We start from the raw sequence: 11988 nt of genomic DNA, 5'->3' as shown, positions 1-11988 counted from the left end.
GGGCCCGGCGTGGGGGGGCCGGGGCCGCGGTCCCCGCCCGCGCGCCGCCCCCCCCCCCCCCCCCGCCGGCCCCGCGCCCCCCACGGCCGGGGGGCACGCGGCGCAGGGGCACGCGGCGCAGGGGCACCCGGTATCGGGGCACACACCAGGGCGCGCGGCCCGGGGGCGCCGGGACCAGGTGCCCGGGGAACGGACGCAGCCGCAACGCGCTCCCGGGCCCCGCTCCCGGCGGCTGCTGCCGCGCTGGCTGGACCCGTACATGGCGGCGCTGGCCGGCACCGTCGGACTGGCCGCGCTGTTCCCGGCCTCCGGCACCTCGGCGCGAGTCGCCGGGGTGGCCTGCGACCTCGCGGTGGCAGTGCTGTTCTTCCTCTACGGTGCCAGGCTCTCCACCCGTGAGACGCTGGCCGGGCTGCGGCACCTGCGGCTGCACGGGCTGGTACTGGCCGCCACCTTCGTCCTCTTCCCCCTGCTCGGCGTGGCCACCGCACTGCTCACGCCCGTCCCACTGACCGGGCAGTTGCACACCGGGGTGCTGTTCCTCTGTCTGGCGCCCTCCACGGTGCAGTCCTCGGTGGCGCTCACCGGCGCCGCCGGGGGCAACGTGCCGGCGGCGATCTGCGCGGGCACCTACTCCAGCCTGGCGGGGCTGGTGATCACGCCCCTGCTGGCGGCCTGGCTGCTGGGATCGCACACCGCGCTGTCCGCCGACGGACTGCTGCGGATCGGGCTGCAGCTGCTCGCACCGTTCCTGCTCGGGCAGTTGCTGCGGCCGTGGCTCGGCGGTCCGCTGTCCCGGCACAAACGGGTGCTCACCCCGGTGGATCGCGGCTCGATCCTGCTGGTCGTCTACACGGCGTTCAGCGCGGCGGTGTCCCAGGGCATCTGGGGCCTGGCCACCCCCCTCGCGCTGCTCGGGCTGCTCGCGGTGCTGCTCGCCCTGCTCGCCGCCGCCCTCGCGGCCACCGGGCTCGGCGCGCGGCTGCTGGGGCTCGACCGGTCGGCCACCATCGCGGCGGTGCTCTGCGGTTCGCAGAAGAGCCTGGCCAACGGCCTGCCGATGGCCACCGTCCTGTTCGGCGCGCAAGCCGGGCTGCTGGTGCTGCCGTTGATGCTCTACCACCAGCTCCAGCTGATCGTCGGCACCGTACTCGCCGGGCGCTGGTCACGGGCTCCCACGGCCGCCGCGCCCGGCCCGGTCCCGGCCGCGCTCACCGGTCCGGACGCTCCGCCAGCACCCGGCTGATCCCCCGGCGCAGCCTGGCCGAGGCCCCCGGGAGGCGGCCGAGCCGGTGCAGCCGTTCGGCCGGCAGCTCCGGCCTGCCGGCCAGCTCCAGGACGGCCGCGTACGGCCGGTCGCCCTCCCGCAGGCGGTCGCCCACGAGATCGACCAGGGCCTCAAGGGCCTCGCCCATGAGGGCGGGGTGGGCCGCGAGCAGCTCAAGGAGGCGGTTGTCGTTCCACACCAGCTGCCGGCGCCCGGCCAGTGCGGCCAGCAGGTCGGTGGGGGCGGCCGGGTTGCGGGCGATCGCGTGCCAGACGAACGGGTACTCCCCGATCGCCAGTCGGCGCAGGACCTCGGGGTTCGAGGTCCGTTCGGCGAGCCGCCGGTAGTCGCCGCCGTCGTGCAGGTGTTTGAGGGCCTCCACGTCGTCCGTCGTGTCCGCCGTCACCGTCACGTCCGCCCCCTTGGCTGTCGTTCGCACAGGGGCGCGACCCTAGCAGGTCGGCGCCGGGTGACCAGCCTTCATTCCGCTTCGACGGGGGTGCTGAGGGCGGTGTCCGGGAGGGTGGGCAGCGGGCCTGCGGGCGGCAGCTCCCAGAGCGCCGGGTCGGGGGCGAACGGGCCGGCGCGGTCCAGGAGCTGGGCGAGGGCGAGGTCCCGCGCCCGGTCCATCCACCGATGGGTGGCCTCGTCGATGACGCCGAGGCGCCGGGCGTGGGCGTACTCGTCCTCGTCCTTCCAGCTGTACGTCGAGAGATCGGGGGTGATCACCAGGTCCAGGAAGAGGTCGAGGGTGTCGAGGCCGATGGCCGTCCGCCGGTACGGGCGCTCGAAGTTGACGTACCAGTACAGCGGCCGGCCGTCGGGCGTCAGGAAGCGGTGGACGCTGAACGGCGCTCCGGCGGTGAAGCGGCTGAGCACCACGGTGTCGCGCCAGGTCCAGTCGTCGAGTTCCCACCGGCCGGCGGCGAGGTCCTCGATGCAGTCCAGCCGCGCGGCGTCGTCCCCCGCGCGGGCGGCGGCGGTCCAGCCGGCCGGGGCCAGGGTCTCCGTCCCCGGGCGGGCGGTGAGGGTCAGGCTCGCGCCGTCGTCCGCGAGCACGGTGTACGGCATGGCCGACCAGACCCTGCCGTGGGCGACGTCCCGTCGCACGGCGGTGCCGCCCGGGGCGAAGACCGGGGAGAAGGCCGGGGCCGTCATCGGATGTAGTAGGCCCGGTTGTGGGCGGCGACCGGCGGGGACTGGTAGGTCCAGACCCCGGCCGCCGGGGCGTCGGCGATCAGGTGGGCGAGGTCGCGGGCCGACTCCTCCGCAGGGTTGCCGAGATCGAGCCGGACGCGGTCGGCGGTGCGGTCGTCCAGGGCGTAGTAGCGGTAGGGCTGGTAGACGTTGAGCGGCCCGGCCAGCAGCTTGCCCTCGTCGTCGGTGCCGTAGCCGGTGATCGGCGTGTTGTTGACGGACTCGGGGGTGAGGCCGACCAGGTTCACGTCCAGGGCGAGGAGTTCCTCGTCGTGGCGGATCAGTCCGTCCTGCCCGAGGCCGGCCCGACGGCAGGAGACCGTCCAGCGTTCGCGCACGTCGGGCGCGTTGAGGGAGGGCAGGGTGGTCTCGAACCAGCCCGGGTGCTTGGGCTCGGCGTACAGCCGGCGCCCGGCGTCGATGGCGAGCGGGTTGTCGCAGAGGACGTGCAGCCGGGCGATGCCGAGCAGCTTGGTCTGGTCGTACCCCCGGGCGTACTGGCCGTAGTTGACCACCGGCATCCGCTCCTCGGCGAAGAGCGGGTGGGCGATCAGGTTGATCTCCAGCTCCTGGGTGATGCCGCCGCCGTTCGGATACTGGGCGAAGTAGAGCTGGTAGTTGAGCGAGACGCAGGCCCCGCCGTCGAAAGCGGCGACGTTCAGCCCCGGGTGGCGCTTGGCGAGCAGTTCGCGCGCCCGCGCGCGGTCGACCAGGTAGTCGACGCCGATGTTGTGCAGCGCACCGTAGTGGAAGGGCAGGTGGTACGGCTCCGGTACGGGCGGAAGCGGCAGGCCGGTCATGAGGACTCCGAGGACGGGAGAGACGGGGAAGACGGGGGAAACGGCGGGGGCGGTACGAGGGTTCAGGGTGCGGCCGGTGGTGCCACGGCCGCCGGGCGGTGCAGCTCCAGCAGGTCGTGGTGCATCCGCTCGGCGCTGCGCAGCGCGAGGGCGGCCATGGTGAGCGAGGGGTTGGAGGTGCCCAGGGAGGGCATCGAGCCGCAGCCGACGGCGTACAGGTTGGGGTGCTCCCAGCAGCGCTGCCAGTGGTCGACCACCGAGGTCGCGGGCGAGTCGCCCATGATGTGGGTGCCTCCGGCGTGGCCGGCGCCGCGGTAGCCGTGGACGCTTCCCCGGTGTTCGAGCCGTCCCGGCCATCCGGCCGCCGGATAGGCGGTGTGGTCCTCGGCGCCGAGCAGGGCGAACAGCTGGTCGGAGACGGCCCGGGCGGAGGTCATCCCCTCGCGGACGTACTCCGAGAGGTCGTAGCGGATGGCCGGGCCCGGCAGACCGAGCGGGTCGCGCCGGTCCGGGTCGAGGGTGACCCGGTTGGCGGGGTCTGCGGGCTGCTCCAGCTCGAACTGGAGCGAGAACTGACGGCCCAGCCGGTCGCCGAGGCGGTCGCGGAGCTCCTTGCCGCGCAGGCCCGCCGCGAGCAGCGCCGCCGCCTCGGCCTCCGGCGCGCCGCCCGCCCAGGACCAGCCCCAGTTGCCGATCTCGATCCGGAACGGCGCCCGGCGCTCCCGCCCGGGGCCGAAGCGGAACGCCTCCAGGCCGCTGGTGGAGCCGGGTCCGCGGTAGGGGCCGACCGGGCGGGGCATCAGCCCCCAGGTGAGCAGGGCCGGGTGGTCCATCAGGTTCCGGCCGACCTGGTCGCTGCGGTTGGCCAGGCCGGACAGGAGCAGCAGCCGGGCGTTCTCGATCGCGTGCGCGGCGAGGACGACCAGGTCCGCCTCCACCCGGTGGGCCGTCCCGCCCGCGAGGTACTCGACTCCTCCGGCCCGCCCGGTCTCCGGGTCGGCCAGCACCCGGCTGACGACGGCCTCCGTGCGCAGTTCGACCCCGGCCGCCCAGCGGGCCTGGGTGCGCAGCGGGGTGTACTTGGCGCCGGTGGGGCAGGCGGGGACGCAGCTGGCGCTGCCCGCGCAGAGGGGCCCGTCGGCGGATCCGGGCCTGGTCGGCACGCCGTTGCGGGCGTGCGGGGTGGCGGTGACGGCGAGCCGGGCGGAGCCGGGCGCGGCGGGGTCGCGGACGGTCCGTCCGTCGAGGGCGCGGGCCAGTTGCCGGTCGAGGTAGCTCGCCGGAACGGCTCGCATCGGGAAGTCGTAGCCGTCCGGGATGGGCAGTCCGACGGCGCGGCGCTGCTCCTCGGCGTCGGCGGCGACGCCGAGTTCCCGTTCGGCGTCGCGGTAGTGGGGTTCCAGGTCGTGGTAGCCGATCGGCCAGTTGCGGCCGTGGCCGAGGTCTCCGGTGCGGAAGTCCTCGGGGTGCATGCGCGGGGTGAGCCCGGTCCAGAGCAGTCCGGTGCCGCCGTTGGCGCGCAGGTAGCCGCTGGCGTAGGGCAGCGGCCCGTCCTGGCGGAGGTGGCCGGTGGCGGTGAAGCCGCCGTCCGGGTTTCCGGCGAGGTCGGTGACGTCGGGTGACGGGGCTTCGGGGCTGTGCGGGTAGGGCGAGGTGGGCGGTCCGCCGCCGGCCGCGCGGTGGGCGGTGGCGGTCTCGGCGCCGGTGGGCGCGGCCCGACCGGCTTCCAGGACGAGGACCCGCCAGCCCTGCGCACCGAGGCGGTGGGCGACGAGGGTCCCGGCGAAGCCCGCGCCGACCACGACGGCGTCCCAGCGGGCGCTCATCGGCGCTCACCGCCGTTGTCCGGTACCACGGCGCTTCGGGGGGCCTCGGCCCAGCTGCCGTGGCCGGGGGCGGCGGAGCCGGGCGGGACGGCGTGGAAGGTCCGCCAGACCAGTCCCTGGTCGTGGGCCCGGGCGGAGGAGGGTGCCTCGCCGGGCCAGGCGCCGACGTACCAGAGGTGGACCAGGGCGTGCTCGTCGCGCACCTGGTGGGCCAGCGTGGTGCGGTGGTGCTCGTCCGCCATGCCGGTGGAGCGCAGTTCGGGGACGTCGAATCCGGTCAGCTCGGCGCAGACGCGCAGGAACTCGTCCAGGTCGGCCAGGGCGTCGACGTACTGGTTCGCGACGGGGTCCCAGCACTCCGCCAGGTCGTAGTCGGCCGGGCGGTCGTCGGACACGGGCACGCGGGCACCCCCATGGTCGGCAACGGGTGGCCGAGGCATGACAGGCCGGACGGCGCAACGGTCCGTACGGCGCGACAGGCCCCACAACGCGGCAGGCCAGGGCGACCCGTCCACCGGACGACCCGGCCTGCCACCGCGATCATGCCGCGCCTCCTCACCACCGGAAACGCGTTGCACGAATCTGCCCGGACTTCGTCACCCCTTGTCCGGTCGGCCGCGCATCACGATCATCTGGCGTCCGCTTCCGGTCGGCCCAGCGCCCGCACGGCCGCCAGGACGTCCAGGCCGAGCTCCGGGTCGGCGTCCTCGGGCAGGCTGACGGACAGCCGGGTGACCAGACCCGCGTACCGGCGGTGGATCTCCCGGGCGACCTCCTCGACCGGGCCGCAGACCGCGAAGGCGTCGAACACCTCGTCGTCGATCAGCGCGGCCATCTCCGCCCAGCGGCCGCGCACCGAGTGGGTGTGCAGCTCCTCCTGGAGCCCCTCCCAGCCGTGCTGCGCCAGCACCGGACGGTAGGCCGGCGTGGAGGCGTAGAACGCGAGCCGCTCACGGGTGGCGGCCCGGTTGGCCGCCAGCTCCTCCTCGGTGCGGCCGGTGGCGGTGAGCACGCTGCCGACGATCTCGAACGGCCGCTCCGTCCATGCGGCGCCCTCCGCCTCGGCCCGGGCCCGCTCCTCGGTCAGGCCCGGCAGCACCTGCTCGGTCAGGTAGGCGGTGGAGGAGAACGGGTGGCTCAGGAAGCCGTCGGCCACCGCCCCGGCGGTCCGGGTCATCAGCGGCCCGACGCCCGCCAGCAGGATGCGCGGCACGCCGGACGGGACCGGGTCCGGGGAGAACACCGGCGTCATCACCGTGTGGGTGTAGAAATCGCCCCGGAAGCGCAGCCGTTCGCCGGTCTGCCAGCTGTGCCAGATCGCCCGCACCGCGTGCACGTACTCGCGCATCCGGGCGGCCGGACGGTCCCAGGGCATGCCGAAGCGCTTCTCGATGTGCGGCTTGACCTGCGAGCCCAGCCCGATGACGGCGCGTCCGCCGGAGGCCGCGTGCAGTCCCCAGGCCTGGTAGGCGAGGGTCATCGGGGTCCGGGCGAAGGCCACCGCGATGCCGGTGGCCAGCTCGATCGACTCGGTCCGGTCGGCCGCGCGGGCCAGCTGGAGGAACGGGTCGTACGCGGTCTCGGCCACCACCAGCCGGTCCATGCCCCGGCGTTCGGCCCGCTCGGCGGCGTCCAGGATGCCCGCCGGGTGCCCGGAGGCGGTGGCGTCGAGCCCGAGGGCGGCGGGTCGGGGGGCGGCGGGCCGGAGGGTGGCGGGTCGGTCCATGGGCTGGGCTCCTGGTCGCGGGCGGCTGTGGTACCCGGGTAGCCTGCCACGTCACCTGCCGTCGACGTCCCCGCCCACGTCTCCCGGCGCCGCGAACAGCCGGTCCAGGTGCCGGTCCACGGCCGCGCGCACGGCGTCGGGCCCGACCACGTCCAGCTCCAGCAGCGTGGCGAACCCGGTGAGCGCGAGCAGCAGGTCCGTCTCCACCACCGGATCGCGGTCGGGCGCCAGCTGCCCGTCGGCGATCGCCTGCCGGACCACCTGCTCGACCGTCGCCCGCCCCTGGAGCAGGCCGCCGCGCGCCCGAGCGTGGACCTCCTCGTCGTGCAGCGCCTCCAGCACGTAGGCGGCGCCCATCCGGCTGGTCGCCCGCGCGTCGGCGTGCAGGGGCAGCAGCTCGACCAGCATCACCCGCAGCACGTCGCGCGGATGCGGCCTCCCGCCGAGCGCTCCCACCGCCAGGCCGACCCGCTGCGCGCTCTGCTCGCCGGCGAAGTCCATCGCGAAGGAGAGCATCTGCGCCCGGGAGCCGAAGTAGTGCTGGAGCTGCCCGAGCGAGATGCCGGCCTCCTGCGCGACCTCGCGCATCGTCAGGTGGGTGACGCCGCGCCGTTCCACGACCCGCCACAGCGCGCGGGCGATCGTCTCCCGGCGTTCCCGGTGGTCGACCTGCTTCGGCATCGGCGGCGGCTCCTCGTCCTCGCTCCGCGCGCTGCGGAGTCTTTTTCATACGCTTGACATAATACAGCTGACCTATAACGTGGGAAGCCTTCCGAGGGAGGAGCGCCCACATGCCGGAACAGCCCGTCATCCGCACCACCGAGGGACTCGTCCGCGGCCGCTGGGCAGCGCGCCGCGGCCGGGAACAGCGACAGGAACAGCAGCAGGAGCACGCGCGGCCGGGGGGCCGGGAGCTCGCGGTCTTCCGAGGCATCCGCTACGCCCGACCGCCCGTCGGGGCCCTCCGCTTCGCCGCCCCCGTCGAGCCCGAGTCCTGGGACGGCGTCCGCGAGGCCACCTCCTTCGGACCCGTCGTCCCGCAGTCCGGGCCGATGCCCGCCAGGACGTCCGGAGCGTCCGAGGACACCGACTGGCTGACGCTCGACGTCTGCACGCCCGATCCGGGCGCGGCCGGACTGCCGGTGCTGGTCTGGATCCACGGCGGCGGGTTCATCTCCGGGACCGCCGGCGACCCGCTGTACGACCCGACCGCCCTGGCCACCGCCGGGCTGGTCGTGGTGAGCATCAACTACCGGGTCGGTGCCGAGGGCTTCGCGCTGCTGGCGGGCGCCCCCGCCAACCGCGCCTTCCTGGACCAGATCGCCGCCCTGCACTGGGTCCGGCGCAACATCGCCCGCTTCGGCGGGGACCCGGCCCGGGTGACCGTCGCCGGGCAGTCCGCGGGCGCCGGCTCGGTCGCCGCCCTGCTCTCGACGGACCGGGCCCGCGGCCTGTTCCGGCGGGCCGTCGCCCACTCGGTGCCGGGCAACCACTGCACTCCCGCGCTGGCCGCCGAGGTCACCGCCGAACTCGCGAAGCTGCTCGGCACGGCCCCCACCGCCGCCGCACTGGCCGGGGTGCACCCCTGGCGCCTGGCCTCGGCGGTCACCGACCTGGGCGCCGCGCTGCCGGCCCGCCTCGCGCGCTGGGGCCGGCTGGCGCACAGCGGCATCGCCACCGTCCCGGTGGTCGACGGCGAGATCCTGCCGGGCTCGCCCTGGTCGGCGCTCACCGCCGGCGTGGACCTGCTGGTCGGTCACACCCGGGACGAGTTCCGGCTGTTCAGCGTGCTCAGCGGCCGGCACGGCGGCTTCACCGAGGAGGAGGCCCGGCTGATGCTTGAGCTGTTCGCCCCGCCGGGCGGCCCGGACGCCTACCGGGCCGCCCTCCCGGGGGCGACACCCTCCGAACTCCTGGAAACCGTCGGCTCCGACGCCCTGTTCCGGGTGCCGTCCGTCCGACTCGCCGAGGCCAACGCGGCCGCCGGCGGCACCTCGTACCTCTTCGAGCTCGCCCTGCCCGCGCCCGCTCTCGACGGCGCCTTCGGCGCCTGCCACGGCCTGGACGTGCCGCTCGCCTTCGGCAGCCTGGACAGCCCGCTGGCACGGCAGTCCCTCGGCGACCGGCCCCCGCCGGAGGCGGTCCGGGTCTCGGCGGAACTGCGGCGGGCCTGGGTCCGGTTCGCGACCACCGGCGACCCGGGGTGGCCCGCCTTCGAACCGGACGGGCAGCTCACCCGGGTCCTGGACGCCCGCTCGCGGACCGTCCGCTACCCGGAACAGGCCACACACCGGATCTGGGCGGGCCACCCCCTCACCGCCTACGACCTCCGCTGACGGCGGCACGGCACGACGGAGGCACGGCACGACGGGAGCCCGCCCGGCGGCGTCGGGCGCCGCACCGCGGCACCGCCGCACCGGGCCCCGCCCAAGCCCTACACCGGCCGTTACTTCGCCGACTCCGCCAGCAGCTTCAGCAGCCCGGCGGCCACCAGGGCCGAGGAGGCCGGGTTCTGGCCGGTCACCAGGTTGCGGTCGACCACCGCGTGCGGCGCCCAGGGCTCGCCCTCCTCGAAGTCCACGCCCAGCGCGACCAGCCGGTCCTGGAGCAGCCACGGCGCCCGGTCGGCCAGCCCGGCCTGGACCTCCTCGGCGTTGGTGAAGCCGGTCACCCGGTACCCGGCGAACGGCGAGCCGCCGTCCTCGGCCCGTGCCGCGAGCAGCGCGGCCGGGCCGTGGCAGACCACGCCCAGCGGGCGTCCCGAGGCGAGCGCCCGGGTGAGCAGCCGACCGGAGTCGGCGTCGACCGCCAGGTCCTCCATCGGGCCGTGGCCGCCGGGGTAGAACACGACGTCGTAGTCGGCCGGGTCGACCTCGGCCAGCACCAGCGGCTGCCGGAACTCGGCGATCTTCGCCAGTTCCTCGGCCAGCTCGGGGTCGGTCAGGCTGGCCCGGTCCGCGACCGGGACGACGCCGCCCGGGGTGGCGACCGCGACCCGGTGGCCCGCCCCGGTGAAGGCGCGGTACGGGACGACCGCCTCCTCCGCCCAGAAGCCGGTCGGATGCTCGGTGCCGTCGTTCAGCGTCCAGACCTTCGAGCCGGTCACGACGAACAGGATGTCGGCCATGGGGTGTGCCTCCAGGGGTGCCGCGGTCCTCGCCGCGACGGTCCGCCGCGGCGCTCACACCGTCGACGCTAGACGCGCCCTGCCTGCGGGAACCAATGGGCCACGCGATACCGGGCATCGGAATTCCGATACCTCACCCGGACCGTCGAACCCGCCGGCCGGCCATCGGAATCCCGTAGGCTCGCCGGCATGAGCGATCGGCCGACCACCGGCTCCGGCCCGCTGGACCTCAACCAGCTGCGGACCTTCCTCGCCGTGCACCGGGCGGGCTCCTTCACCGCGGCCGCGCATCTGCTGGGCCTGTCCCAGTCCACGGTGACCGCGCAGATCCGGGCGCTGGAGCAGCGGCTCGGCCGGGAACTGTTCGAGCGCCGGGCGCGCGGGGTCAGCCCGCTGCCGTACGCCGACGACCTCGCCACCCGGCTGGCCGGGCCGCTGGACCGGCTCGCGGGCCTCGCCGACGGGCGCGGTGACGGCGTGCCGGAGCCGGTCCACCTCGCCGGGCCGGCCGAGTTCCTCGGCGCCGTCCTGCTGGCGGAGCTGGCCCCGCTCGTCGCGGAGGGCGTCCAGCTGCGGGTCACCAGCGGGTTGACCGACCCCCTGCTGGCGGAACTGCGGGCCGGGCAGCACGACCTCGTGGTCGCCACCCGGCGGCCGCCCGGCCGGACGCTGCTCGCCGAACCGCTCGCCGACGAGGAGTTCGTCCTGGTCGCGGCCCCGCTCTGGGCCGAGCGGCTGGCCGGCCGGGAACTGCCCGGCGCGCTGGCCGAGGTCCCGCTGCTCAGCTACGCCGAGGACCTGCCGATCGCCCGCCGCTACTGGCGGCACGTCTTCGACCGACGGCTGCACGCCCGGGCCGCGGTCACCGTGCCGGACCTGCGGGCGGTGCTCGCGGCGGTGACCGCGGGCGCGGGCTGGAGCGTACTGCCCGGCTACCTGTGCCGGGCCGAACTCGCTTCCGGCGCCCTGCGGTTGCTCCACGAGCCGGCCGATCCGCCGATCAACACCGCGTACCTGGTCCGCCGCCCGGCCGGCTCGGCCAACCCGCACGTGGCCCTGGTCCGCGAGCACCTGCTGGCCGCGGCCCGCACCTGGGCGTGACCCGGCGGCCCGCCGCTCCAGCAGCAGGCGGACGGTGACCTGTGGGGAGACCATGGCCTCGCCGCGGGCGGCGGCGAGGGGCAGGGCCTCGATGCCGGGTTCGGCGTCGAGGACGTAGCGGAAGCCGGTACGGACCATGCGCTGGTCGTCGGCGAGCAGGACCCGGATGGTCAACCGGGGCCGAGCAGCACCAGCCGGGCCCGCTTCTCCCGGCCGTTGGACCGGGCCGCCTCAAGGCCGTCGCCCGGCCGCTGACCGCCGCCGCCTGCTGGCTGCCCGGCCCTGCGGGCCGGCGAACGGGGCCACGTCCCGGGCGTCCTGTGCGCCCTCGGTGCCGGTCTGGCGGTGGCCACGGCCGCCGAGTCGGTCCGCCGCTGGACCGCGCTGCCGGCCGTCCGGGGCCGCCACCCGTGGCTGCCTTCGTCGGACTGCCGCCCGCGTCTGGGGGGTGTGGCGGGGGTCTCAACGGTGGCCGGTCGGTGGTGACCCGGTGTGACGGCGGTGGGCCCGTCAGCGATGCCGTCGGATCCCGGCCGGTGAGGGCGCTCACACACGGATGCGATGAACGACGACGGCTAGCAGTGTCCGTTTTGCCCGTCCTGCGCCACGGGGTGGAAGGTGTTCGCGCAGGCGGGGAGGGGTCGGGGCGTGCGGGGCGGCGGTTCCTTGGAATCGGAGCCGGGCGCGCGGCTACGACGGCGGATCGTAGCGAGGGGGTCTTGGCGGGGGCCGATCCGGTCTGGCAACTTGGCATTCGTCGCCAGCCACACCGGCTCCTGTCCCGCCGGTGGACGGCTTCCCGCCGCGTCACACCCTGCGACCGTTCGGCCCCTGTCCGGCCACGGTCGACACGGGGCGTGACACCGGCCCAACCCGAACGAGGTCTTGCTCTACATGCCCGCTTTCAAGCTCCGTATGCGTACCTCTGCCGCGATTCTCGCCGG

At 75.5% G+C, this 11988-nt stretch carries 11 protein-coding genes; 3 read left to right on the top strand and 8 right to left on the bottom strand.

Annotation, left to right across the window (positions count from 1 at the left end; translation table 11 throughout):
• The first annotated feature begins 259 nt into the window (after nucleotides 1–259).
• The gene (locus tag ACFVHV_RS41550; protein WP_380358766.1) at nucleotides 260–1246 is read left to right on the top strand and encodes a bile acid:sodium symporter family protein; all 987 of its coding nucleotides are present in this window, start codon (nucleotides 260–262) and stop codon (nucleotides 1244–1246) included.
• On the opposite strand, the gene ACFVHV_RS41545 is transcribed toward ACFVHV_RS41550, so the two are convergent.
• The 7 genes from ACFVHV_RS41545 to ACFVHV_RS41515 form a co-directional block, all read right to left on the bottom strand.
• Entirely contained in the window at nucleotides 1212–1679 is a 468-nt protein-coding gene (locus tag ACFVHV_RS41545; RefSeq protein WP_359903250.1) for a hypothetical protein, read from the bottom strand. The two genes, ACFVHV_RS41550 and ACFVHV_RS41545, sit on opposite strands and share 35 nt — an antisense overlap.
• Nucleotides 1680–1747: 68 nt before the next feature.
• Nucleotides 1748–2425 (bottom strand): DUF402 domain-containing protein, encoded by a 678-nt coding sequence (locus ACFVHV_RS41540; RefSeq protein ID WP_359903253.1) that lies wholly within the window; start codon nucleotides 2423–2425, stop codon nucleotides 1748–1750.
• Entirely contained in the window at nucleotides 2422–3264 is an 843-nt protein-coding gene (locus tag ACFVHV_RS41535; protein ID WP_359903256.1) for a hypothetical protein, read from the bottom strand. The genes ACFVHV_RS41540 and ACFVHV_RS41535 overlap by 4 nt, the downstream gene beginning before the upstream one ends.
• 62 nt (nucleotides 3265–3326) lie before the next feature.
• The gene (locus tag ACFVHV_RS41530) at nucleotides 3327–5090 is read right to left on the bottom strand and encodes a GMC family oxidoreductase (RefSeq protein ID WP_380358762.1); all 1764 of its coding nucleotides are present in this window, start codon (nucleotides 5088–5090) and stop codon (nucleotides 3327–3329) included.
• On the bottom strand, nucleotides 5087–5491 hold the full coding sequence (locus ACFVHV_RS41525) for a hypothetical protein (RefSeq protein ID WP_380358759.1): 405 nt from the start codon (nucleotides 5489–5491) through the stop codon (nucleotides 5087–5089). Before ACFVHV_RS41525 ends, ACFVHV_RS41530 begins: the two co-directional genes overlap by 4 nt.
• A 227-nt stretch (nucleotides 5492–5718) precedes the next feature.
• Nucleotides 5719–6816: a TIGR03617 family F420-dependent LLM class oxidoreductase gene (locus ACFVHV_RS41520; protein WP_380358756.1), complete on the bottom strand. Its 1098-nt coding sequence runs from the start codon at nucleotides 6814–6816 to the stop codon at nucleotides 5719–5721.
• Between the two features lie 51 nt (nucleotides 6817–6867).
• A complete protein-coding gene (locus ACFVHV_RS41515) occupies nucleotides 6868–7497 on the bottom strand; it encodes a TetR/AcrR family transcriptional regulator (RefSeq protein WP_380358753.1) in 630 nt (209 codons plus the stop codon).
• A 110-nt stretch (nucleotides 7498–7607) separates the two neighbouring features.
• Between ACFVHV_RS41515 and ACFVHV_RS41510 the strand changes: the two genes are divergently transcribed.
• A complete protein-coding gene (locus tag ACFVHV_RS41510; protein WP_380358750.1) occupies nucleotides 7608–9152 on the top strand; it encodes a carboxylesterase/lipase family protein in 1545 nt (514 codons plus the stop codon).
• Between the two features lie 110 nt (nucleotides 9153–9262).
• Here ACFVHV_RS41510 and ACFVHV_RS41505 read toward each other — a convergent pair whose 3' ends face one another.
• On the bottom strand, nucleotides 9263–9943 hold the full coding sequence (locus tag ACFVHV_RS41505; RefSeq protein WP_359903273.1) for a type 1 glutamine amidotransferase domain-containing protein: 681 nt from the start codon (nucleotides 9941–9943) through the stop codon (nucleotides 9263–9265).
• Nucleotides 9944–10132: 189 nt separating this feature from the next.
• Here ACFVHV_RS41505 and ACFVHV_RS41500 point away from each other — a divergent pair, with 189 nt between their 5' ends.
• Nucleotides 10133–11044 carry a LysR family transcriptional regulator gene (locus ACFVHV_RS41500; RefSeq protein ID WP_380358747.1) on the top strand — a complete coding sequence of 304 codons (912 nt, stop codon included), beginning with the start codon at nucleotides 10133–10135 and terminating at the stop codon, nucleotides 11042–11044.
• The last annotated feature ends 944 nt before the right edge of the window (nucleotides 11045–11988 follow it).

The sequence above is a fragment of the Kitasatospora sp. NPDC127116 genome (assembly GCF_042677365.1).
GTDB lineage: Bacteria > Actinomycetota > Actinomycetes > Streptomycetales > Streptomycetaceae > Kitasatospora > Kitasatospora lactacystinica.
This window is presented reverse-complemented; position numbering and strand designations above follow the sequence as displayed.

What these genes read in the sequence shown, in the direction of transcription:
- ACFVHV_RS41515 (WP_380358753.1), bottom strand. Translation starts at nt 7,497, where the DNA reads ATGCCGAAGCAGGTCGACCACCGGGAACGCCGGGAGACGATCGCCCGC.
- ACFVHV_RS41535 (WP_359903256.1), bottom strand. Translation starts at nt 3,264, where the DNA reads ATGACCGGCCTGCCGCTTCCGCCCGTACCGGAGCCGTACCACCTGCCC.
- ACFVHV_RS41510 (WP_380358750.1), top strand. Translation starts at nt 7,608, where the DNA reads ATGCCGGAACAGCCCGTCATCCGCACCACCGAGGGACTCGTCCGCGGC.
- ACFVHV_RS41520 (WP_380358756.1), bottom strand. Translation starts at nt 6,816, where the DNA reads ATGGACCGACCCGCCACCCTCCGGCCCGCCGCCCCCCGACCCGCCGCC.
- ACFVHV_RS41500 (WP_380358747.1), top strand. Translation starts at nt 10,133, where the DNA reads ATGAGCGATCGGCCGACCACCGGCTCCGGCCCGCTGGACCTCAACCAG.
- ACFVHV_RS41530 (WP_380358762.1), bottom strand. Translation starts at nt 5,090, where the DNA reads ATGAGCGCCCGCTGGGACGCCGTCGTGGTCGGCGCGGGCTTCGCCGGG.
- ACFVHV_RS41505 (WP_359903273.1), bottom strand. Translation starts at nt 9,943, where the DNA reads ATGGCCGACATCCTGTTCGTCGTGACCGGCTCGAAGGTCTGGACGCTG.
- ACFVHV_RS41550 (WP_380358766.1), top strand. Translation starts at nt 260, where the DNA reads ATGGCGGCGCTGGCCGGCACCGTCGGACTGGCCGCGCTGTTCCCGGCC.
- ACFVHV_RS41540 (WP_359903253.1), bottom strand. Translation starts at nt 2,425, where the DNA reads ATGACGGCCCCGGCCTTCTCCCCGGTCTTCGCCCCGGGCGGCACCGCC.